We start from the raw sequence: 22,227 nt of genomic DNA, 5'->3' as shown, positions 1-22,227 counted from the left end.
CGCATGGTCAGACCGTCCTAATGCGCGGATTGATGAGGATGTACAGCATGTCCACGACGATGTTGATGACGATGAACGAGAGAGCCACCACCAGGGTGACGCCCTGCACCAGGGTCGGGTAGTTCTGCTGTACACCCTGCAAGATGGCCATTCCCATCCCGGGCAGGTTGAAGATGACCTCGATGACGACGGCGCCACCGATCAGGTAGCCGATTCGCAGGCCGAGGACGGTGACCGGGGTGATCAAAGCGTTCCGCAGCACGTTGCGGGAGATGACGACCCGTTTGGGGATCCCGGCTCCGAGGGCGGTCCGGACATAGTCTTTGTCCAGTTCTTCCACCATGGCGGTTCGGATCACGCGGGTGAGCTGACCGGCCACAGGGACGCCGAGCGCGATGCAGGGTAGAGCCATGCGGGCCAGCCACCCCGATGGGTCTTCAGACAGGGTTGGGAGTGGACCGGACGCTGGGAGAGCCCCCAGGTTGACCGAGAAGAGCAGGATCAGCAGCACGGCCAACCAGAAGGAAGGCGTGGCGATGAAGGCGGTCGAGAAGATCCGGATCACCTGGTCGGGCCAGCGGTCGCGGAACAGAGCGGCGACTACGCCGAGGATCAGGGCGATCACCACGGCGAAGATCAAGCCCAGGAAAGTCAGCTGCATGGTGATCGGGAAGGCGGTCCCGATCTTGTCGGCCACGGAGGTCTGGTTGGCCCCGTAGGTGCCCAGGTTGCCGTGCAGCAGGCCGACTAGAAAGCTGAGGTAGCGGACGATCCACGGATCATTGAGCCCGTGGGTCTCGCGGTAGTTAGCGAGTGCTTCCGGCGTGGCCCCCTCGCCGAGGGCTGAGTAGGCCGGGTCGATTTTGGAAAAGGACATCAAAAAGAACACGAGGAAGGTAACGCCCAAGACCATTATTGGGAGTGCTACCAACCTCCGCCCGATCAGGCGAAGTAGGTTATTCACGCCGAAAACTCCATTGTTGAGGGTATGACTTGGGGTGGGACCAGTTGGGGTCCCACCCCAAGGCGGTACTAGTCGAACTTACTTGACGCCAGCGCCAATGAAGTTCAGCCCGGTGGTGCTAATGGGCTGGTAGTCCTGCAGCATGTCCTGGCTGTAGCCGGTGATCATGTTGCGGTGGAACAGCGGGTACAGCGGCACCTCTTCAGAGAGGAGGTCGTAGGCCTGGTTCCACAGCTGCTGCTGGGCGTCGCCTTCCTGACCAACAGCTTCGTTCAGGAGCTCGTGCAGCTTGGTGTAGCCTTCCGAGTCCTTCCACTGGGTCCGCTGGTTGGTCCACGGGTTGTCCCCGTACCACCAGTTCATCAGCAGGTCCGGGTCGTTGCCGAAGACCGAGGGGTCACCGGGGGCCAGGGCCACGTCGAACTGCGGGTCTTCCACGTCGGTGTTGTTGGCGTAGAGGGAGGCGGAAGCCTCAGACTGAATGGTGGCGTTGATGCCCACCGCGGCCAGGTCGTTCTGGATCTGAGGAGCCAGAGCGGTGATCCACGGGTGATCGGTGGTCAGCAGGGTCATGTCCAAGGAGGTGACACCCGCCTCGGCCAGCAGCGACTTGGCCTTTTCCGGATCGTGGGTGAAGACGTTCTTCGCCTTGTTGTAGTTCGGGTGCGTCTCCGGCAGGAAGGAGGTGGCCGCCTGGGCTTCTCCGTCCATCGCGTTGGAGATCAGCTTCTCGGTGTCAATCGCGTAGAAGAACGCCTGACGGACGCGAGCGTCGTCGAACGGAGCCTTCTTGGTGTTGAACATCAGGAACGGCAGGTTGAAGCCCTGGATGGACTCGACGGTCAGGCCGGCGCCTTCCAGCTGGTCGCGCACGTCAGCCGGAACCGCTTCCATCACCATGACGGTGCCCTCTTGCAGGGCGGTGGTGCGGGCAGTGTCGTCCTTGATGATGTCGAAGACCATCGAGTCGGCCTGGGCCGGGAACTGGCCGTTGTAGTACTCGTTGGGCGAGAAGACAACCTTCTGCTCATCGATGGAATCGTACTTCCAGGGGCCGGTGCCAACGGGCATCGCGGTCATGTCTTCCTGGGTGCTCGAGGCGGGGATCACCTTGATCAGCGACAGGCGTTCCTTCACCAGTGAGAACGGGTGAGAGAGCTTGATCGTGACGGTGGTGTCATCCTTGGCGACAACGTCGTCAATGAAGTCCAGCATGGAGCCGTACAGGTTGCCTTCGGCGGTGGCCCGCTTGTAGGACTCAACCACGTCGGCCGCGGTTACGTCAGTTCCGTCGGAGAACTTGGCTCCGTCGCGGAGGCTGACTTCGTATTCGGTGTCAGAGATCTTGGTCGGCTCATCTTCGGCCGCCAGCGCGGTGTAGGGCTCGAAGGTGTGCATGTCGAGTTCGTACAGACCCTCCATGACATGCCAGTTGGTTCCCATGGCCAGCGCGGAAGACGTGCTGGAGGGGTCGTAGTTGGTGGTTTCGTATGCGGCAGCGGCGGTAATCGTGGTACCGGCGCTCCCTCCTTCGGCGGATCCGCTTTGGTCAGCAGAAGACTGGTCCTTGGACCCTCCGCTGCCACACGCTGACAGGGCCAGCGCTGCGACCACGGCTACTGCTGCGGCCGCGCCGCCTTTCCTTCGCAGGAACGACATCCCTGCTCCTCTCCGTTGAGCTATGAACACTGTTGTGCTTATGTTTGTCCCAACACTTACGATGCTGAGATAGAATAATCATATGATGTCTGACAACTTCGCGCAAGGCGCGTTAACCGAACTGTTATCTAGCGTTGCCATTACGCAACCTCCCGCGGTTTCGATGATGAACCGGGCGGCAGCGACCATGAACGCCATCAAGTCCTACATCTTGAGCCGAAACCTGGCCCCGGGGGATCCCCTGCCCACCGAGGCGGAACTTGGAGCCGAGATCGGAGTCTCCCGCTCATCTGTGCGCGAGGCACTTCGAAAGCTCGAAGCGCTGGACATTGTCCAGGTCAAGCACGGCTCGGGGACCTTCGTGGGAGAAATGTCGCTTGAGCCGATGGTCCAGACGCTCGCTCTGCGAGCCTCGCTGTCCGCCACCGGTAACCGAACCTTCCTGCTGGAAGTCGCCGAGGCTCGGCGGGCCCTGGACTACGGAATGGCGCGCGACGTGGTTCGCGCTCACCACCAGCGCCCCAACCCACAGCTCGACCAACTGGTCGAGGCGATGCTGGAGCTGACCGAGCAGGGCCGCAGTTTCATGGCCGAGGACATGGCCTTTCACGACCTGCTGCTGCGGGGCGTCGGCAACGAACTGCTGCGACAGACCTACTCCTCTTTCTGGCTGGTTCACACCGCGATCCTGCCCGACCTGGTCACCCACACCGAGGGGGCGGCCGTCGCGACCGCCCGCGCTCACCAGGCGATGCTTTCCGCCGCCTACGCCGGAGATTTGGATGCCTACTGCCTGGCCGTCGAAGAGCACTACGAGCCGCTGATGACCGCTCTGCGCCACGAGCCCGCCGAGTAGTCGCCCTCGGACGCAGCCTGCGCGACTGGCCCAACTGGACCGGCCCAACCAGACAGCCCAACCAGACAGCAAAAGGTGGGCGGAGCCAACCGGCTCCGCCCACCTCCTGCATTAACTACCGGTTCTAGCTGCGAAATCGGCGCAACGCCACTCCTCCAGCTACCACCAGCAACCCGGCCAACCCAACCGGAAGCCAAAGGTTGGCACCGGTGTCAGCCAACTCCGGGTCCTTCGGCTCGCCCGGCTTCGGTGCGGGCGGTTCCGTCGGCGTCGGGCTGGGGACGACCTTCGCCTCGACAATGACCCCGGTGGTGACCACCTGGTCGACCTCATCGGAGGGCGCCACCCCCTCGGGCAGAGCAAAGCTCCCGGTTGCCCGGTAGGTGCCGGGGACGTTGGCGTCGTAACCTGTCACCTCCCAGGTGAGCTCTACCTGGTAGCTGGTCCCTTCGGTGTCAGTCACCGTGGTGGTGGCCGGCAACTGAGCCAGGACCGCGACCAGGTCGGTTCCCTCCTCGACCGTGATCGAGTCGACCGGGGTGACTGAGGCCAGCTTCGGCTCGGTGACTTCAGCCGGTTCCACCGTCACGCTGGTTTCGACCACCGGGTCAATCCCGCCGGCCTCCACCCCGTCTGGAAGCGCGAAGGTGGCGCGAGCCGGGTAGGTCTGGGCCGAGGAGCCGTCGTAGTCAACCACTTCCCAGGCAAACTCAACCTCGTGAGTGCCGCCGGCCGAGTCCTGTGCCTGCCCGTGGGTTGGCAGGAGAGCCAACACCCCATCCAGATCCGTGCCGAACGGAACCGAGATCGGATCGACCGGGTCCACTTCGGTCAGCACCGGCAGGTCCTCACCCAAGCGCAACACCGGGGCGGGCACGTCCACCTCAAAGTAGGGGTCGGTCCCATTGGTGTTCGGCCCCACCGCGAACCGAGCCGCCGGGGCGATCTGTCCGGCGTCCAGATCCTGCTGGGTTACGGTGTACACCGCTGTGTTGCAGAACTTGGGCGTGCTGCCCGTTGGGGCCAGTGCGCCGTAGCGACAGTTCGGAGTCCCGGTGATGTGGAAACCGCCAAAATCGCCTTCCAACGGCACCACCGCAACCGTCCGCTCGGTCAGGTTTTGGTATTCGAACCGGTAGGTGAGCACGGTGCCCGCCTCAATGACTTCGGGAACGTCAATTACGCCCAGGTTGGTGATGATGATCCCCAGGTTCACCCGCGGGCCACTGACCTGCACCTCGGACTGCTCAACCGACCAGACTTGGCTCAGGTCCACGTAGGCACGTTCCAGGTCCGCCTGCGTCACACGGTAGCTGGCCTGACCCTCGCAGTCCACGCTGGTGCCCGCCGCCAGATCTTCCACCGCGCAGCCGGCCAACCCCTCCCACCCGGAGGTGGTGGACTGGGCCGAGAGCGGCTGGTCGGTCAGGTTGGTGAAGCGCAGGTTGACGGGGATCAGATCCCCCACCGCGTAGGATGCAGCCGGGGTCCCAGCCAGGGTCATCTCGACCTGGAGCGGTTGCTGCTCGGGCTCCTCACCCACGGTTCGGACGTTGAACTCGGCCACCGACAGCCAGCTGTTGGGCGTGTCGCCGTAGGAGCTCAGCGCCACCACCTTGACGTAGCGGGCATTGACCCCATCCAGGTAGGCGCGCTGGGACGAGGCGGAGGCCGGCCAGGTTCCCTCGGCCACCGGCTGGAGGTCGGCCAGATCTGACCCCGCCTCAATCCGGTACTGGCCAATCTTGCCGTTGGCCCCGTCGGAGCGAGGGGTCAGGTCGAGGTAGGCCAGTTGCAGCTCGGAACCCAGGTCGACGACGAAGCCGTCCGGCAACTCAATCCCCGCGTACAGTGTGTGGTACAGGGTGAAGTTGGCTCCGTCGAGCATCCGCTCGGGTCCTTCGCCGGCCTGGGCCGGGGCGGACTCAATCACCGAGAACTGGTCGCGCGGAGCCACTTCCGAGGCATACTGTCCCTCGGCCAAGGTGACTTCCAGCGGCAGCTGCAGGGTGAAGGTTCGCTCTCCCGTCCGGTAGCTAGCCGCCAGCGTGAGCGGGCCAGGATCGACAAACTGGCCGATCTCCAGGGGCAGTTCGACTGTCACCTGACCCTGACCGGCCAGCGCCGGGACCGCCACGCTGCCGGTCGCCTCGGGATACTCAACCGTGAGCGTGCCCGCTTCCAGATCCCCGGCCAGGCCGGGGTTGCTCAGGGTCACGCTCACCGTGTTCGCGCCTCGAACCACACCGGGCTCGGCCACCTCGGCGGTGACTCCACCCGGTTCGAGCCAGTTCCAGGTGAACTTGGCGAACTGGATGTTTGATCCGCCCGGCTCGTAGAGCAACCCGATGGTGCCGTCGGCCAGGGTGGTCAGGGTTGAATACGACATTCCGCCCGCTTGGAACACCTTGGAATCGGGCCAGGTCTGACCGTCATCGTAAGAAATTCGGATGGTCCCGTTGGCACGGCTGCTCGCGGAGTTGGCGTTGGAGAACAGCAGGATCTTCGACTCGGGAGTGCCCGGCTCGGCCAGGGGGAAGGCCCGGATGATCGAGGCGTTGTTGCGCGGGTCGGTCAGCTGCGTGTCGAAGGTGAGTCCGGTCCAGGTCTCAGCCCCGTCGTCGGAGTAGGCAATCCAGCGGCCGCCGGAACTACCGGAGGAGCGCGAGTTCAGCATCACCCGACCGTCCGAGAGCTCCACCACCTTGTTCTCATCCATGTTCGGCCCTACCGGCTCCCCGGCCTGCCAGGTTTCCCCGTGATCGTCAGAGTAGAGCGAAACGGCGTACATGCCGCCACCCTTGGAGATGTCGCGAACGGTGTACTGCTGGATCAGGCGCCCGGCGTGGGCGCCAGTGCGAAGCTGGATCCCCTCACCGGAGGCGGCAAACCGACCGTTGACGACAGTGCCGTCCCCGTTCGGATCCAGCGCCTCGGTGACGCGTACCGGCTCCGACCAGGTTTGGCCGTGGTCGGAAGACTTGATGTAGACGGCGTGCATCACCTGACGCTCGGTGGAGGGCGGATTGTTGCCGCCCTGGTGCCAGCCCCAGTCGTAGGACTGGACAAAGAAGTTGAAAATGTCGCCCGTCTCGCGGTCGACCACGAACGAGGGGTCAGAGTAGCCGACCTGGTCGTCGCCGCCGACACCCTGCGCAATCACCCTGGGCTCAGACCAGGTCAGCCCGTTGTCATCCGAGGTGCGCAGGACGATCGAGTTAGGGTTGGGCGCGTCGCCGCAAGAACCGGGCCGCCCATCCCAGGAGGCCAGGACGGTACCGTCGTTGGCGGTGGTGAGGGCGGGAATTCGATAGCAGGTAAAGCCGTCGACACCGTTGGTGGCCAGACGGGTTTCTTCGTAGCTGGCGGGCAGAGTGGGATCCACATTGGCCGGAGCCGGGGCCGGCTCGGCGTGGGACAGGGGGGCCAGGCCAACGATGCTCAAGATGGCGGTGGCCGCAACCCCGGCGAGGCGGCGGGTCCAGACTGTCATCAGTTCTCCTATTCGTTCGACTATGAACAGACCCTATTAAATCATAAGACATCAGACAAGTCACCCGAAACTGGAAAGTTGCCAACTTTGACCACTCTCTGGACGCAGGCTCGACCAGCCTCCAACTCCCCTGCTGACCACCCACTGACCGAGCTCACCCAACCCCAAGTGCCAACATTTGTCTGATATCTGATCTATTATCTGGAGAAGAACTTGCTTTCGGGAGGAGACCGACGCCGGTCGACCACCCGCGGAGAGGACCCTGATGTTGAACATTGCCCTGGTTGGAACCGGCGCGTTTGCCCGCGAACACGCCCAGGCCCTCCAGCAGTTGCCCGAGGTGACCATCAGGTACGTGGTCGGCTCCGACCCGGCCCACACTGCCTCGTTCGCAGCCACTATCCCCCACGCCCAACCGAGCACCAACCTGGACCGGGTCCTGGCCGACCCGGAACTGGTGGCGGTGGACATCTGCAACCGCACCGCCCAGCACGCCTCCGCGACGCTGGCGGCCCTGCGCGCCGGCAAACACGTGCACGTGGACAAGCCGGCCGCGCTCTCGGTGGCGAACTTCGATGCCATGACCGCGGCGGCAGAGCGGGCCGGGGTCAGCCTGATGGTCGGACAGACCGTCCGGTTTCAGCCAATCATCGCCCAGCTTCAGGCCCGGAGCCGGGAGCTGGGCGCCCCGCGCCTGCTGCACGTGAGCTGGTACACCGGGCACGTCTGGCCGGGCGGGTGGCGCAGCTGGCAGCTGGATCCCGCCCAGTCCGGTGGCCACCCGGTCCACAACGGCACCCACATCATGGACCTGGCGGTCTGGCTGTTGGGAGCCGAGCCGGTGGAGGTGCTCACCCGCGGATTCAACACGTTCGCGGCTCGGATGCCCCAGCCCGACAGCTTCACCTCGGTGGTCCGCTTCGACAACGGCGCCCTGGCCACCCTGGAGCTCTGCTACGCCCTGCGCGAGCGCGGCGACGCCCTGCGCCGGGTGGTGCTGGTCGGTGAGCGCGGCACCCTGAAACACTCGACGGAAGACGATCCCGGTCTGAGCGCCCCGGGGGTCAAAGTGCCCCCGGCTTCAATCCTGGGCGCGCTGGATCGTCAACTGGCGCACTGGATCGCAGTGGTGACCGGGGCCGAGTCACTCCTGGTTCAGCCGCAGCAGGTGCGGGCGGCCCTCCGCGGCGCTCTGGCCGCCCAGCAATCCCTGGTCACCGGGGCCCCGGTCCGCCTTGAACCGAACGGAGTTTCTGCATGAACCGCCTGCGAGTTGCCTGCGCCAGCGGGGTTCGCCACGCCGGCCCCTACCTGGAGATCCTGGGGCAAGACTCCCGGGTCGAACTGGTCGGCCTGGGGGAAGAACCGGGGGTACCCGAGTGGATGCGCACCGACTCGCGCCGGGTGGCCGAGCAGGCCCGGATTCCCTGGCACGAGGACCTGGGTGAATGGCTCGACCCGAGCCGGGTGGACCTGGTCCTGATCTGTTCCGAACCCACCCGCCACGCGCACCTGGCTCAGCAGTTGCTTGAGCGCGGCCTATCGCTGCTGGTGGACAAGCCGGTCGCCACCTCCGTCGCGCAGGTAGATCAACTGCTGGCCACCCAGGCCCGGGTGGGGGCTCGGTGCTCGGTAATCAACCGGACGCACGCGCCGGCACTGCGCCGGCTGTGCCGGTGGATCGACGCCGGCTACCTGGGCCTGCCCGTCCACTTCGACCTGGAGTTCCTGGCCGACGGGGCGCACTTCTCCACCTCGGTGGAGCGGCCCGAACTGGTGGTGGACCGGTCCCTGTCCGGGGGCGGAGAAATGATGAACTTCCTCGGCTACTGCCTGGATGCCATGCACTACGCCACCGGACTGGAGGTGGAGGAAATCTTCGCCCTGACCGGTTCCCTGTTCCTGGATTCGCACCGCCGAGGAGGGGTGGAGGACGCCGCAGTGGTTTCGGTCCAACTGACCCACGGGGTGAACGCCACCATCACGCTGGGGCGCGTCCCCTTTGCCCCCGGGTTGGGGCCCACCGCCACCTCGATGCGGGTGTTGGGTTCGCACGGCCAGGCGGTGGCCGACGACGACCGGCCCGCCCTCGAACACTACGGTCCGGAGGGACTGCGGGCCGAATCATTCGACGGCGGCGAGGAAGCGTTACGGGCCTACCTGGACCACGTGGTCACCACTGCCCTGGCCGGCCAGGACGCCGACTACGGACTGGCGGAGGCCCGCCGCACCCTGGCGGCGATCGAAGCGGCCTACCGGTCGGTGACCTCGGGCGTGCCCGAGCGGCCCTAATCCAGGTCGGGGACGGTCCGGGGTCGGATAATCAACCAGAGCGCGGCCGTGCCCAGCAGGGCGGCCACCACCATCATTCCAGCCATCGGCTCGGCCGAGCCGACCCCCAGCACCCCGATGATGGGCGAGAGGATCCCGGCCACGCCAAAGTTGACCGCGCCGAGCAGGCTGGCGGCAGTTCCCGCCTCCTCGCCGTGATTGGCCAGAGCCAGGAACTGAATGGCGGGGAAGTTCAGGGCGCAGCAGAAGATGAAGAACCACAGCGGAATGATCGTCCCCCAAAGGCCCGCCCCGGCCAGGGAAAGGCCGAAAATAACCGCGCCGAGGACAATCTGCCCGGCCAGTGCGGTGGCAATGATCCACTGCGGCGACCACCGACCCAGGTGCATCATGTGGGCACTGGTCTGCACCCCGACGATCACCCCGACGGAGTTGATCGCGAACAGGATCCCGTACTGCTGCGGGTTCATCCCGTACACCTGCTGGAACAGGAACGGGGAGCTGGACAGGTAGGCAAACAGAGCGGTGAAGTTCATCGCCGTCACCACCAGCGACCCAACGTAAATTCGGTCCGACAGCACCGCCCGGTACCGTTCCCGCAGCGGCTTTTGCAGCGCCAGCCGGCGTGCCGGCGGGTGGGTTTCCGCAATCAGCACGACCAGGGCAATCGAGACCAGGATCCCGTAGCCGGCCAGGACCCAGAAGATCCCCCGCCAACTCATGATCGCCAGCAGCTGTGAGCCCAACACCGGGGCGATCACCGGCGCCAACCCGTTGACCAGTGCCAAACGGCTGAGCATTTTCACGAGGCGGCGGCCCCCAAACAGGTCCCGGACCATCGCCATCGAGACGACGCCGGAGGAGGCAGCCCCAAACCCCTGGATCACGCGGAGCACCCCGAGCCAGATGATATCCGGCGCCATCGCCACCCCGATCGAGGCGGCAATGTGGACCAGGGCCGCCACGATCAGCGGGACTTTCCGTCCCACCTTGTCGCTGAGGGGCCCAACGATCAGCTGGCCGGCGGCAAACCCAACCATGGTCCCCGTCAGGGTCAGCTGGACCGCGGCCGGGTCCACCCCAAACTGGTGTTGGATCGCGGGAAACGCGGGCAGGTACATGTCCACGGTAAAAGGTCCTAGGGCGGTTAGCATCCCTAGGACAACAACATAGGTTAGGCGTTGGCGCCGGGAGAGCTCGTCTCCGGGGTTGACTCCCGCGCCGGATGGTGGATTACTCAAGGTCCTTCTTTCTAGGCGCCTTCACGACGCAAAATTGAACTTACCCCTCGCACGGCAGAGCTTTCCGCCAGTGCTTTGACTACTGCCTGCTGGGCGCTTTCGGGCGCCCGATGGGTGGCGATCACCAGCGAGCTGGCCCCGTCGTGTCCCCCCACCTGATCCACCGAACGGATGGAGACGCCTCGATCGGCAAACAGTCGAGCGACCTCGGCCAGAACACCGATGCTGTCCTCCACCTGCAGGCGGATCTGATACTCGGTTTCCGCCGCTTCGGCGGGAAGGATGGGCAGATCCGCGTAAACCAGTTCGCGGGGGGCGTGACCCCCGTGCAACCGGTGGGAGGCGGCTGCCACCAGGTCGGACAGCACGGCCGACGCGGTCGGGGCCCCGCCGGCGCCCTGGCCGTAGAACATCAGCCGACCGGCCGCCTCGCCCTCCACCACCACCGCGTTGAACGCGCCGGAGACGGTGGACAGCGGGTGAGAAACGGGGACCAACGCGGGGTGGACCCGAACCGACACCCCCTCTTTCCCGTCCGGGCCGGTCTTCCGCTCGGCAATGGCCAGCAGCTTAATCGTTTGGCCCGAGCTCTGCGCCTGCGCGATGTCGTCAGCGGTGATCCCGGTGATCCCCTCCACCGCAACGTCGTCAATGCTGACGCGGGTGTGGAAGGCCAGCGAAGCCAAAATGGCGCATTTGGCCGCGGCATCCAGCCCCTCCACGTCGGCGGTCGGGTCCGCCTCGGCAAAGCCCAGCCGCTGGGCCTCCGCCAGGGCCTCCTCGTAGCTGGCTCCCGAGGAAGCCATCGAATCCAGAATGAAGTTGGTGGTCCCGTTGACAATCCCGAGCACCTGGCTGATCTTGTCACCCGCCAGCGACTCGCGCAGGCCGTACACGACCGGGATCGCCCCGGCCACGGCCGCCTCGTAGTACAGGTCGGCGTTCGACTCGGCGGCCGCCTCGTACAGTTCCGGGCCGTGAGCGGCCAGCAACGCCTTGTTGCCGGTGACCACGGTCTTGCCCTGGTTCAGGGCGGACAGCACGAAAGTCCGCGCCGGCTCGATCCCGCCGATCAGCTCAATCACCAGGTCCGCGCCGGCAATGGCCGCCTCCGCGTCGGTGGTGAGCAGGGCCGGGTCGATCTCGGTGTCGCGCGGCGCGGTCACGTCGCGAACCACCACCGCGGAAATCTCCAGGTGCCCGCCGATACGCCCGGCGTAGTCGTCGGCCTGCTCGCTCAGCAGGCGAATCACCTGCGAGCCAACGGTGCCGGCACCAAGAATCGCAACTCTCAAGGAAGGGGAATTAGCGGCCACGAGCACTCCTCAGCAACGGGCGGGACAAATCTGCAGTCAGTGTAAACGAGGTGGGGCCGGCTCTGGGAAGGCCGTCCACTTTTCAGCGTCGGCCCGCCCCCACCGGGGCCCCGAAGTCCTCCACCCGGGACAGTCCGGCCCGGCGGGAAATCTCAATCCCAATTTGGGCGCAGGCCAGCGCGTCTGCCTCCGCGTCGTGGTGGCGGAAGTTCGGCAAACCCAGGGCCTCCACCACCAGCGGGAGCCGGTTGGAGGGCAGTGAAAGGTGACGCCGAGCCAGGCGCACCGTGCAGTAGAAGTCCGGCTCCGCCTCGCCAATCCCGGCCAGGCGCCCCGCCGCGCGCCAAACCCCCCGATCAAAGGGGGCGTTGTGCGCCACCAGCGCGTCCCGGCCCACAAAGGTGCGGACGGTGGGCCAAAGCTCCTGCCAGGTGGGGGCGTCGGCCACATCGCGGGCTCGCAGGCCGTGGATCCGAGTGTTGAACGAGCTGAACCCGCCCCCATCGACCGGGCGCAGCAGGGAGGAGAACCGGTCCACCACCCGGCCCGACTCGACCCGAATCAGGGCGACCGCGCAGGCCGAGCCCGCGTTGCCGTTGGCTGTTTCGAAGTCAATAGCCGTGTAGTGCAGTTCTTCGATCGACAAGGAAACCTCCGCCGGGACGAGCCCGGCCCTATTGCGCGAAGCCAGACGGGGATGATCTGACGGTTGACTCGGGCCAGTCTACTCCCACCCTTTCGGGCCGGGTCGACCCGCTAGGTGACCCGGCTGGCCAGCCAGACTGCCACCGAAACAAAGAGGAGGCCCACCAGCTCGCCCGGGGTGGGAATCTGGCGAAGGGCCAGCGCCCCAATCAGGGTAGAGGTGGCCGGCAACAGGGCGGTTAGGAGCGCAAACACCGCGGGGGTGAGGCGGCGGAAGGCGATCGCCTCCAACGAGTAGGGAATCGCGGTGGAGAAGATCCCCACCCCGAGAATGGCCAAGATCACGGGCCCGGTGAACTCCACCGCCAGCGCCGCCGGGGCCAGGAACGGGGTGAAGACCACGGCCGCGGTCAGGCACCCCACGGCCAGGGAGTTGACCCCCGAGCGGCGCTGAGCGATTGCCTGACCCAGCAGGATGTAGCCCGCCCACATCAGGGCGGCCCCCAGGGCAAACAGGACGCCGGTCAGGACCCCCGGGGCGGACAGGTCCAACCCCCAGCCCCCAATCAGGGCGATGCCAACCAGGGCTAGCAGCGCCGCCAGGCGCGGGGGGACGCCTCGTCCCCGGAAAACGGCAATTGCCACCGGGCCCAGGAACTCCACCGAGACGGCGGCCCCAAGCGGGATTCGGGCAATCGCCTCGTAAAACAGCAGGTTCATCAGACCCAGGGTGATGCCGAACAGCGCGGAGCCCAGCAGATCCTGCCGGGTCCATTTTTGGCGCCAGGGCCGCCAGAGGACCATTAGGGTCAGGGCCCCGACCAGGAGGCGCCACCAGGTGGTGGGGCCCGGGCCCAGCACCGAAAACAGGGTGACCGCGAGCGCGGCGCCGGAGTACTGGAAGAAACCCGAGCCGACGAAAATTAGCGGGGCGGGCACGGAGCCCGCCAGTTGCCTAGCTTTCACTCGGCACGAAGCCGAGAGCTGCCGAGTTCATGCAGTAGCGCATGCCGGTGGGGGTCTGCGGAGCGTCGGGGAAAATGTGTCCGAGGTGGGAGCCGCAGTTGGCGCAGCGGACCTCTTTGCGTTCGTAACCGAGCTTGAAATCAGAGAAGTACTCGACCGCGCCCGGGCGGGCTTCGAAGAAGCTGGGCCAGCCGCAACCCGCGTCAAACTTCGTGTCCGCGGAGAACAGTTCCGCCCCGCAACCACCGCAGGTGTAGGTGCCGCCGCGCTCCTCGGCCAGCAATTCACCGGACCCGGGACGCTCGGTTCCGGCCTCCCGCAGCACGTGGTACTGCATCGGGCTCAGGCGCTGGCGCCACTCCTCTTCCGTCCAGGCTTTCGGGCTGTCAGTCATCACTAGTCTCCTTCTGTGCTTTCGGACGCTTCCCATCGGAGTCCCCCTCGGGTGGAGGGGGAATCTGACCGCGGGCGTCCAGGGCCTGCATGACGATGGTTTCCTCGCGCTGGCGGATCACGTCCTCACCCGGACCGGCAAAAAGCGCCCGGCGGGCCTCCGCATCCGCCGAACCGGAATACAGGCGGGTGCCATCCCCGTCGGTGTCTGCCAGCGAGGCGGTCGCGGTCGGATCCGGGGTCGAGCGATGGGCGGGGGCCAGATCCCCAGCCACCATGGTCGGGTCGGTGATCACCCGGGTTGAGTCCAGGGCGGTGGGAGCTTGGGGCGGCCCGGCGGGGCGGTGCAGCACCGATCGACGCCGAGCCTGCTTGGCCTTCCGGCGGCTGGCCCGCAGGCGCGCGGCGTGCAGGGGGTCGCGCGCGGCCACCGCGTCGTCCTGGACCGGGATTTCGGCCGAGTCCTGGTGCGAGTTCGCCGCTGTGATCCGCTGCAGGTCTTCGGCCAGTTCAGCCACCCGCTGGTCGGACACGTCCCGGTTGACGACGTGGACCTCCTCGGGCACGGTCCGAAGGCGCGGTAGGGCCCACGGGATTTCCCGGCAAGCCCAAGCCACCAGCTTCTCCCGAACCTCGCACTCCAGGTCCCAGCGATCCCCGGGGGTGGCTGCAGACAGCACCACCCGAACCGTGGCGGAGGTCCCCAACGAGTCGGTCATCTGCACGTTCCAGGTCCGGTGGTCCCACAGCTCAGACTCAACCAGGATCCGTTGGACCTCTTGGCGGATCTGGGCCATCGGCACCGGCCAGTCAAAATGGATCTCAACTTTGCCGAGCTGATCGGCACCCGTCCGGGTCCAGTTCTCAAACGCCTGCCCGGTGAAATAGTTGGAGGGCAGCAGCACCCGGCGCTCATTCCAGATCCGCAGCACCACGTAGGTGAGGGTGAGCTCTTCGATCACACCCACCTCTTCGGTCCCACCCACGCTAACCGTGACGGTGTCGCCCACCCGGATGGCATCGGTGAAGGCCAACTGAATGCCGGCGAACATGTTCCCCAGCGTCGACTGGGCAGCCAGGCCGGTGACCACCGAGACGATTCCGGCCGCCCCCAGCAGCGACGCGAGCGGAGCCCGGGCCGCCGGGAAGGTCAGCAGCATCACCACCAGGGTGGCAATCACAACAATGGTTTGCAGCACCCGCTGCAGCACCTGAGATTGGGTTTGCATCCGCTGGGCATCGCGCGCATCCCGGCGCAACCGCGCGTGGGTGACATCCTGCAGCAGGCCGCAGCTGGCGTAGAAAAACCACCCCAGGCAGGCAATGACCGCCAGCAGCAGCCCGTGCTTGACGGCCAGGTAGAGGCCGGAAGTCTCGGGCACGTCCGCCAGGCTGTAACCGGTGAGGGCCCCCACAAACAGCAGCGTGGCCAGGAAGGGGGCGCGGGTCCGCCGGCGGAAGGCGTTCAGCGTCCGCGAACGTCGACTGAGCAGCAAAGTTAGGAGGAGAATCACCACTGCGACCGCCACCCCGACCGCCGCGCCGCCCACAGTCCAACCCAGCAGCGCCATCAGGTTGATGGCGTGGCTGACGACCTCATCCGTGTTCTCCATACCCACTAGCTTAGGAGCCTTTGACCAGCGAGGGGAGGGGGCCACCCGAGGGCGAAACCAGCTCACCATAAGAGCCCGGAATAAACGTGAGCTATATTTCAGTCGAAACTTTGCACTGACCGGCAAAGGTTGGCTATGATCGTCAAGTCTCAAGTTGAAAACTCAAGAGATGGCCCCCATCGTCTAGAGGCCTAGGACACCGCCCTTTCACGGCGGCGACACGGGTTCGAATCCCGTTGGGGGTACGAACCACTGAGAGTCGCGAATGTGATTTGACGGTGGGGAACGAAATATGAATACTTGGTCTTGGCCTGGTAAACTTACCAAGTCGCAGATCGCTGAGAGACCTCAGTGAAATGCACAAGGCCCCGTAGCGCAGTTGGTTAGCGCGCCGCCCTGTCACGGCGGAGGTCGCGGGTTCGAGTCCCGTCGGGGTCGCCAGACCGGCCTTTTGGTCGGTCGAGGCTCTGTAGCTCAGTTGGTAGAGCGTTCGACTGAAAATCGAAAGGTCAGGGGATCGACGCCCCTCGGAGCCACTGGAACCCTCGCGAATGCGGGGGTTTTTCTGTTTCTACACGATTGTCATGAATGTCGGGATACCGGCATGGATGTGTGTTTTTACTCGGGCGTGTTGGTCATGGGTTGTTTAGTGGTCGTCCGGCCCAGCCTTTTCTGGTGTAGAGGCCTTCTTCGCTGCTGAGGCCGGTGTCGTGTTGCTTGGGTCCTAGGCGTGTGGTCGTGCGGGGTTTTTTGGGGATGAGCCTTCGGGTGGGTTCACCGGCAGCATGCCAGGCTTTCAAGATTTGCTTGGGGGTGTCAGGGTTGTGGGTGTAGGAATGCAGGACCCATTCGATCCCGCAGGTCAGGTGGTCTTCAGATAAGCCTGGGTGGTGTTTGATGACCCTCTTGACTTGGTGGTTCACGGATTCCACAGGGTTCGTCGTGCGTTCTAGTGCCTGTTTGGCGGTGGTGAGGTAGGCGAAGAGATCGCCAGCCTTGTAAAGGCGGTTGAGTCGCTGGTAGACGCGGCGGTCTCGCTCGTGGGTGTACCACCAGCCCGTGGGTTTCTTGCCCCGGGATGCAGCCTCTAAAGGGTTGTCACGCGCGTAGGTGCGTTCTTTCAAATATGCGGAGTATTCGGTGTGGAAGGCAGCAAGAAGAGTAGCCCACTTGGCTGCCTCGGTCTTGCTGGTGACCTTCAGGAGGGCTCTGGATAAGCCAAGGAGGGCCTTACCTGCCATGGTCTTCGGATTCTGGGTCAGGTCGCGGGTGTTGTTGCGGTGTACGTGCAACAAGCACCGTTGAACGGTGGTTTCTGGCCAGTGTTCCTTGATGGCTTTCAATGCTCCTCCTGCCCCGTCAGTAGTCACGGCCAGTGGAGGGGGGATGCGGGCCAGGAGCTTGCCGTAGGCCGCGCTGTTCTCGCTGTGGCACCACTGCCACGCAACTACGAGCCCGGTGTTGCTGCGAGCGACTAGGAGGCACCAGCCGTAGGCCAGGTAGGTCCCATCAATGAAGACCTGCTCGTGAACCTCACCCGTGAGGGGCGGGGCAGGGATAGGTATCCTCCAGCACCAGGCGATGTTTTTCCTGAATGATCGGCCTGTCTGAGTGCCATCGATACTGGATTGCGTGTCATGACCTGTCACCCAAGAAATGAACTGTGTGAACTGGGATAGTTCTATCTGGTCACGGCGCGTCTTAGTGGTACTAGCTCCCAACGAGGAGCAACGCCAGCGTTGCCTACCAGCACTGGTAGTGCCGTTACGAACCAGGCCAGGCCAACCACAGACCTGGCACTTCTTTGTTGATGCTGGTCTTCCCATGTTTCCAGGCCATCAACCCCGGACCCAACACACAAATCAGCGATGTCAAGGACCAGCCCGACATTATGCTCCCAGACCATAAAAACCAAGACTTTCCCGCACCAAGACAACGGAAAATCCAAGATAAAAACACACTTCTATGCCGGACTCCCTGAATGTCATGATTGGGTCAAGGGTAGCCATCGGTTCACGGGCAGCGGATCGGCAAATGGTGGCCTTCGACAGGTCGATGTCGCCCTCGGCTAGCGCCAGGGCACCCCTTTCACTCTCGGTCATCTCTCCCGTATCTGCCAACCCTCTCCAATAACAGTTCCAGGAGTTCACGAATTGGCAAGCTGGCTGACACGCCCTTTGGTTACTCCCATCAGGTCGGCGATGTCCTGCATCGTCAGGCCAAGCTTGCGCATCGCGGCTACCGCGTCCTTCTGCGTGGCGCGGGCAGCCCGCGCGGATTCATCCACTGCGGCCTGAGCCTTGGCTACCTGTTCAGCTAGCGCTCGCTCTTCGCCCACGACCTCAAGCACTACTGTCGCGTCACGCAGCTCCTCACTGTCGAGTTCGTCAGCCCAGATGCTCAGCAGGTCTTGGGCCATTGCTTTGGCCTCCGCGAGGGTGCGACCCTGTGTGTATTGGGTGCGTCCGTTCACGGGCAGCTCGACCGCCCACCAACCGTCGGAGCGGGTGGCGGTCGCGGTGATCACTGGTTCTCTTTCCATGTCTGTGCCGTCCTTATGATTCCCCTAGCGGTCATCTCGTTGATTTCCTTGTGTCTACCTACGGTCGTCACGAGAGCACCGTTGAAGCGTATGAGCGTGTGCTTGTGGCCTTCGCTGGTTGTCATTTGGACACCCTTGGCTTTGGCTATCTTCGCGACCTGCCTCAGTATCTGTTCTCGCCTCACACCCTAGAGTATACCAACGCTAAACTTCAAGTGTCAAACTGCGTTAAACATTCTTTACGGAGCTGGAGCTGCTATACGGGACTGGTCAGTCCGCCCGCGACGCAGGCTGCAGTTCACCACAGGCACGCAAGGAGGCGCTGCCACGCGACGATCCCGTGCGGGCTGGTGTCCAACTCCACAGCGGGGGCGCCGGGGTGGGAGCCAACAAGACCTCAATTTCGCGGGCGCTCGCCGTGTGCCCGGAAGGAGGTGGCGCGAGTCAGGTAAAGACGTAGTGCGTTGTCAATGAGGATTGCGGGAACCCCTATAGATACGCCTAGGGAAACAGCGTCGTGCTCTAACACCCGCTGAAGCTCCCCTTCCGGGCCACTGAAATCGTGATGCGATTCCACGTTCAGCAGCCACGGCCAGCCATGGGCCGCCCCCGAGGCACGGTGTCAGAGGGTCAGAATGGCCGAGCCGAGCAGATGTTCCTCGGGACGAACCTCCCCAGTCGTGTACTTGGCAGCGCATTCGATGATCTCGCGAGAAGTGAACGACCTATGGCGACCTGCGTTATCAGCTTCCTTGGCTCTGTCCGCCTGCTTCTTCTTGTAAACCTTGGTGCTTGCGAGAACTTGTTCGGACGCTCCCGCAGCACTGACCATGCGGCTGTTTGCATTGAGGTCAGCGAACTTCTTGTGTGCACGCATGTCTTCCCGTCGCTGCGATGCCAGGCGATCAAGTCGCTCCGTCCGGTTCCACGGTGAGAGGAGCCAAATCGCCTGGCCTGCACCGAGGAGTGCCCCTCGGGAGACACTCAGTGAGGGCATCACATCAAGCGTTCCGGCCCGCAGCGATCCCAGCAGTGCGTCAAAGTGCTGAACTCCAGTAACAATGCTGAACCAGGCAGCCGTTGACATTGGGTATGACAGTGACCTTTTGTTGTCGCCACTCATCGCCGATCCCGTTAGCGCCGAGGGCTGGTTCGTGGCCTGCCACTTCTTCAGCAGTGCGTCCGCGCTACCGACGTCAATCTCGATAGAGCCTTCCCCACTCATACCCCGTCTATAGCTCCTTCCAAAGCTGAGCCAAGAGCTGATCCTGGAGGACCAGGACTCTTGGCACAACCTCACCGGCCCGACCCGGGCCAGTCCCACGACACGAGATGCACACCAACTTGTCACCGCGATCAAGGAGGGGCGCGATCCGCTTGGCGTTGAGCTTATTGACGTACCCCGCCTTGTTGCGTGCCCGAGGTGCGTAGATAGCGATGGCGTTGGAGTCGTACTCGTTGTCCGGTTCGCGAACTAGGCGTAGCTTCGTGCCGGGAGAAAAGTCGCCATACTTGACCGCCGTCTCGTAGTAGCTGGTTCCCCGAAGGCGAAAGCTGAAGATGCCAGCCTTGTACAGGTGAGGGCTACCGGGGTTCACCCGCTGCCCGTCGTCGGTGACGATCAGCAACTGCCCTTTGACCTCTTCGAGTCGCGCTCTCGGTGCTGCAGTGTCGAGCAAGTACTCCAACTCGGCACCATTGGGCATGAAATCCTCACGGATCAACCAGTGTCGGTCTTCGAACGGCGGCGGGGAGTACGGTTGCCCTCCCTTTGATGGCGGGCGTCCGCGACTTTCTGTCGTCAAGGACTGCGTTTCAGCGATCACAGCGCGGCGAATCTCCTCGAAGGTGGGCTCCACGGGCCGCGGACGACTTGGTTTCCACGGCGGCGATGTCCGGGCCGTCGCTGGTTCCGGTTCCGTGGAAGGTGAGGGTCGGCGACGGAAAATCGCTCTAAGTATGCTTCCCACTTCGGGCTCTCCTTTGATCCGCTAGCGGTGCTCCCCAGTATACGCTGCCCGCTCTAGCGCCCTGAGGTAGACGCGGATCACCACAGGCAAAAGGAGGCGCTGCCAGTCCAGAATCACATGCCGCCTGCTGCGCTCTCTCGCGACAGTCTCAGCCTCTCCCCCTGATTTCGTCCCGCAGACGGTTCGGCGTGTAGATCATCGCCACACTGAGCTTGTTTCCCCCATCGCATCCGACCCGGCTCTGGATGCGTGGAACGCCCTCTTGGTCTAGGACGGGCGACAGCTTCGCCGCTAACGTTGCAGGAATGTGGCCGACCGTTTGCCCTTCGTACTGGACAGCAAGGGCGTTTCGATCATGAGTGTTGTGTGGCTCCCGGGCGATTGTCGTTGGGAACACAGTGCCTTTGCGGCGAGGTTGCCCCGCACTGTAAAAGGTGGTGCCAACAACGGTCACGTCAGACTTGACCCAGCCCCCCTCCCAACGTTTGCCAGCACTTAACCACGGATGCCGACACCAGTACCCAAACACTGGCAAACCCAAGCTCAAGAGGCCCAAACCAGCCCAAAACCCCAACGTTTGCCACCACTTGACCACGTTTGCCAACGCCCGCAACTGGCAAACATACCCAAACACTGGCAAACCCAAGCCCTAAAGGCCCAAACCAGCCCAAAACCCCAACGTTTGCCACCACTTGACCACGTATGCCAACGCCCGCAACTGGCAAACCCCCAAACACTGGCAAACCTACAGCCACAGGCCCAAAACCAGCCGACACACAAACACCTTCAAATACCCCACATTTCCCGTTCCACCCCCGGGCCCAACTCGCCGTCCGTACGATAGATAGGTAGCCGCTCGGCTACTGCCCCCTCCGGCAGCTAGTCGGATCGCCGCCCGTCAACCGCATCACCCCACCAACGAAGGATGAACTGAACCGATGGCTGTTCGAGGCACCGCCACCACCCGCGAAAGCCATCCCAACTTGGACGTCCCCCGCATTCAACGCCACACGCTGGCCATTCTGATCATCTCGCAGATCGTTGGGACCATCGGGATCGGCGTCGCCCCCACAATCGGGATCCTGCTGGCGGGTGAGGTGACCAGCAGCGAAGCGTGGGCGGGACTGGCGCGGGTGGCCTCCACCCTGGGAACTGCTTCGATGGGGATTCCGCTCGGGAACCTGGCGGCTCGGCGTGGACGCCGCTTCGCCCTTTCCACCGGCTGGGCCATCGCCACGGTTGGGGGTCTGATCCTGGTAGCCGCCGCCCAGTGGAACCTGGTGGTGCCCCTGTTTGCGGGCCTGTTCCTGTTCGGGGCCGGCGCTGCGGTGACGTTGCAGGCTCGGTTCGCGGCCACAGATTTGGCTACGCCCGCCAACAAGGCCCGCTCCCTCTCGCTGGTGGTCTGGATGTCGACCATCGGCATGGTGCTCGGCCCAAACTTGGGCGCCCCCGGTGAGCTGGTCAGTCGCCACACGGGTTTGACCCCCTACGCCAGCGCCTTCGCGATTGCGGTGGTCTTCTCCACCGCGGCGGCCTTGCTGATCCTGGTGTTTTTGCGCCCCGATCCGATGCTGGTTTCCCGCCAGCTGGAGGCAACTGAGCGAACCACCTCCCCGGCCAGAGCCCGCGGCGCGCTCAAGGTGATTTTCGCGGAGATGCGCCGGAACCCCTCGGTTCGCCTGGCGGTGGTCGCGATCATCGTCGCCCAGGTAGTCATGGTTTCGATCATGACGATGACTCCGGTCCACGTGGTGCACCAGGGCGGATCCGTCACCCTGGTGGGGATCACCATTTCCCTGCACGTGGTGGGGATGTACGCGCTGGCCCCGGTCGTGGGCTGGCTCACCGACCGCCTTGGCAACCGTTTCACCATCGCGGTCGGGGTGCTAATTCTGCTGGCTTCACTGGCCATCGGGATGATTTGGCCGGAAAACATGACCGGCGTGGTAGCTGCGCTGATCCTGCTCGGATTGGGCTGGTCCTTCGTCAACGTCTCCGGCTCGGCCCTGTTCTCCCGGGCGGTCCCCTCTCATGCTCGCGCCTCCGCGCAGGGCGGGGTGGATGCGCTCTCCAACCTGTTCGGCGCCACCGCCGCCTTCGCTTCCGGGCCGCTGATGGCCCTCACCAGCTTCTCGATGCTGTCGCTGGCCGGGGTGGTGTTCCTGATTCCGCTGGTAGCCCTGCTCCTGCGCCCACTTGGGGGGACGAGTCGGCCGGGCCAATAACTGAGCGCCCCCCGCGCCTGGGGTCAGGTCACGGAGGGCGCCTTCGGCC

General features: G+C 64.4%; 19 protein-coding genes and 3 tRNA genes. 7 read left to right on the top strand and 15 right to left on the bottom strand.

The genetic code is table 11. The features are described from left to right. Window positions 1-7: 7 nt before the first annotated feature. Both SAC06_RS01245 and SAC06_RS01240 read right to left on the bottom strand, forming a co-directional pair. Window positions 8-964, bottom strand: coding sequence for an ABC transporter permease (locus tag SAC06_RS01245; protein ID WP_350258407.1), 957 nt, complete (start codon window positions 962-964; stop codon window positions 8-10). A 78-nt stretch (window positions 965-1,042) separates the two neighbouring features. Next, window positions 1,043-2,623, bottom strand: a complete 1,581-nt coding sequence (locus SAC06_RS01240) for an ABC transporter substrate-binding protein (RefSeq protein WP_350258406.1) — start codon at window positions 2,621-2,623, stop codon at window positions 1,043-1,045. A gap of 85 nt (window positions 2,624-2,708) precedes the next feature. Here SAC06_RS01240 and SAC06_RS01235 point away from each other — a divergent pair, with 85 nt between their 5' ends. Then, complete coding sequence (locus SAC06_RS01235) at window positions 2,709-3,479, top strand: FadR/GntR family transcriptional regulator (RefSeq protein WP_350258405.1); 771 nt, start codon at window positions 2,709-2,711, stop codon at window positions 3,477-3,479. A gap of 124 nt (window positions 3,480-3,603) precedes the next feature. On the opposite strand, the gene SAC06_RS01230 is transcribed toward SAC06_RS01235, so the two are convergent. Continuing rightward, entirely contained in the window at window positions 3,604-6,972 is a 3,369-nt protein-coding gene (locus SAC06_RS01230) for an exo-alpha-sialidase (RefSeq protein ID WP_350258404.1), read from the bottom strand. Between the two features lie 265 nt (window positions 6,973-7,237). On the opposite strand from SAC06_RS01230, the gene SAC06_RS01225 reads away from it, so the two are divergent. Then, window positions 7,238-8,233, top strand: a complete 996-nt coding sequence (locus SAC06_RS01225; RefSeq protein WP_350258403.1) for a Gfo/Idh/MocA family oxidoreductase — start codon at window positions 7,238-7,240, stop codon at window positions 8,231-8,233. Next, a complete protein-coding gene (locus SAC06_RS01220; protein WP_350258402.1) occupies window positions 8,230-9,264 on the top strand; it encodes a Gfo/Idh/MocA family oxidoreductase in 1,035 nt (344 codons plus the stop codon). The genes SAC06_RS01225 and SAC06_RS01220 overlap by 4 nt, the downstream gene beginning before the upstream one ends. Here the strand turns inward: SAC06_RS01220 and SAC06_RS01215 are convergent. The 6 genes from SAC06_RS01215 to SAC06_RS01190 form a co-directional block, all read right to left on the bottom strand. Further along, window positions 9,261-10,505, bottom strand: a complete 1,245-nt coding sequence (locus SAC06_RS01215) for a multidrug effflux MFS transporter (protein ID WP_350258401.1) — start codon at window positions 10,503-10,505, stop codon at window positions 9,261-9,263. The genes SAC06_RS01220 and SAC06_RS01215 overlap by 4 nt on opposite strands. Before the next feature lie 11 nt (window positions 10,506-10,516). Next, a complete protein-coding gene (locus SAC06_RS01210) occupies window positions 10,517-11,821 on the bottom strand; it encodes a homoserine dehydrogenase (RefSeq protein WP_350258400.1) in 1,305 nt (434 codons plus the stop codon). A gap of 82 nt (window positions 11,822-11,903) precedes the next feature. Further along, a complete protein-coding gene (locus SAC06_RS01205; RefSeq protein ID WP_350258399.1) occupies window positions 11,904-12,467 on the bottom strand; it encodes a 3'-5' exonuclease in 564 nt (187 codons plus the stop codon). 110 nt (window positions 12,468-12,577) lie between these two features. Then, window positions 12,578-13,405, bottom strand: a complete 828-nt coding sequence (locus SAC06_RS01200) for an EamA family transporter (RefSeq protein WP_350258398.1) — start codon at window positions 13,403-13,405, stop codon at window positions 12,578-12,580. Window positions 13,406-13,421: 16 nt separating this feature from the next. Beyond that, window positions 13,422-13,826 carry a peptide-methionine (R)-S-oxide reductase MsrB gene (msrB, locus tag SAC06_RS01195; protein ID WP_350258397.1) on the bottom strand — a complete coding sequence of 135 codons (405 nt, stop codon included), beginning with the start codon at window positions 13,824-13,826 and terminating at the stop codon, window positions 13,422-13,424. Next, the gene (locus tag SAC06_RS01190; protein ID WP_350258396.1) at window positions 13,819-15,438 is read right to left on the bottom strand and encodes a mechanosensitive ion channel family protein; all 1,620 of its coding nucleotides are present in this window, start codon (window positions 15,436-15,438) and stop codon (window positions 13,819-13,821) included. The genes msrB and SAC06_RS01190 overlap by 8 nt, the downstream gene beginning before the upstream one ends. A gap of 172 nt (window positions 15,439-15,610) precedes the next feature. Here SAC06_RS01190 and SAC06_RS01185 point away from each other — a divergent pair. From SAC06_RS01185 to SAC06_RS01175, 3 genes are all read left to right on the top strand, one after another. After that, a tRNA-Glu gene (locus tag SAC06_RS01185) sits at window positions 15,611-15,683 on the top strand. Between the two features lie 119 nt (window positions 15,684-15,802). Further along, a tRNA-Asp gene (locus tag SAC06_RS01180) sits at window positions 15,803-15,879 on the top strand. A 22-nt stretch (window positions 15,880-15,901) separates the two neighbouring features. Further along, window positions 15,902-15,974: transfer RNA gene (locus SAC06_RS01175), tRNA-Phe, on the top strand. A 99-nt stretch (window positions 15,975-16,073) separates the two neighbouring features. On the opposite strand, the gene SAC06_RS01170 is transcribed toward SAC06_RS01175, so the two are convergent. The 6 genes from SAC06_RS01170 to SAC06_RS01145 form a co-directional block, all read right to left on the bottom strand. Further along, a complete protein-coding gene (locus SAC06_RS01170) occupies window positions 16,074-17,264 on the bottom strand; it encodes an IS1249 family transposase (RefSeq protein ID WP_350258395.1) in 1,191 nt (396 codons plus the stop codon). Between the two features lie 63 nt (window positions 17,265-17,327). Next, window positions 17,328-17,540: a hypothetical protein gene (locus SAC06_RS01165; RefSeq protein ID WP_350258394.1), complete on the bottom strand. Its 213-nt coding sequence runs from the start codon at window positions 17,538-17,540 to the stop codon at window positions 17,328-17,330. A gap of 44 nt (window positions 17,541-17,584) precedes the next feature. After that, the gene (locus SAC06_RS01160) at window positions 17,585-17,980 is read right to left on the bottom strand and encodes a hypothetical protein (protein ID WP_350258393.1); all 396 of its coding nucleotides are present in this window, start codon (window positions 17,978-17,980) and stop codon (window positions 17,585-17,587) included. A gap of 622 nt (window positions 17,981-18,602) precedes the next feature. After that, window positions 18,603-19,205, bottom strand: coding sequence for a hypothetical protein (locus SAC06_RS01155; RefSeq protein WP_350258392.1), 603 nt, complete (start codon window positions 19,203-19,205; stop codon window positions 18,603-18,605). 7 nt (window positions 19,206-19,212) lie between these two features. Then, a complete protein-coding gene (locus SAC06_RS01150) occupies window positions 19,213-19,686 on the bottom strand; it encodes an HIRAN domain-containing protein (RefSeq protein WP_350258391.1) in 474 nt (157 codons plus the stop codon). A gap of 412 nt (window positions 19,687-20,098) precedes the next feature. Beyond that, the gene (locus SAC06_RS01145) at window positions 20,099-20,404 is read right to left on the bottom strand and encodes an HIRAN domain-containing protein (protein ID WP_350258390.1); all 306 of its coding nucleotides are present in this window, start codon (window positions 20,402-20,404) and stop codon (window positions 20,099-20,101) included. Window positions 20,405-20,888: 484 nt separating this feature from the next. Here SAC06_RS01145 and SAC06_RS01140 point away from each other — a divergent pair, with 484 nt between their 5' ends. Further along, complete coding sequence (locus SAC06_RS01140) at window positions 20,889-22,178, top strand: MFS transporter (RefSeq protein WP_350258389.1); 1,290 nt, start codon at window positions 20,889-20,891, stop codon at window positions 22,176-22,178. Window positions 22,179-22,227: the final 49 nt, after the last annotated feature.

The sequence above is a fragment of the Scrofimicrobium sp. R131 genome, from assembly GCF_040256745.1.
Classification (GTDB): Bacteria; Actinomycetota; Actinomycetes; order Actinomycetales; family Actinomycetaceae; genus Scrofimicrobium; species Scrofimicrobium appendicitidis.
This window is presented reverse-complemented; position numbering and strand designations above follow the sequence as displayed.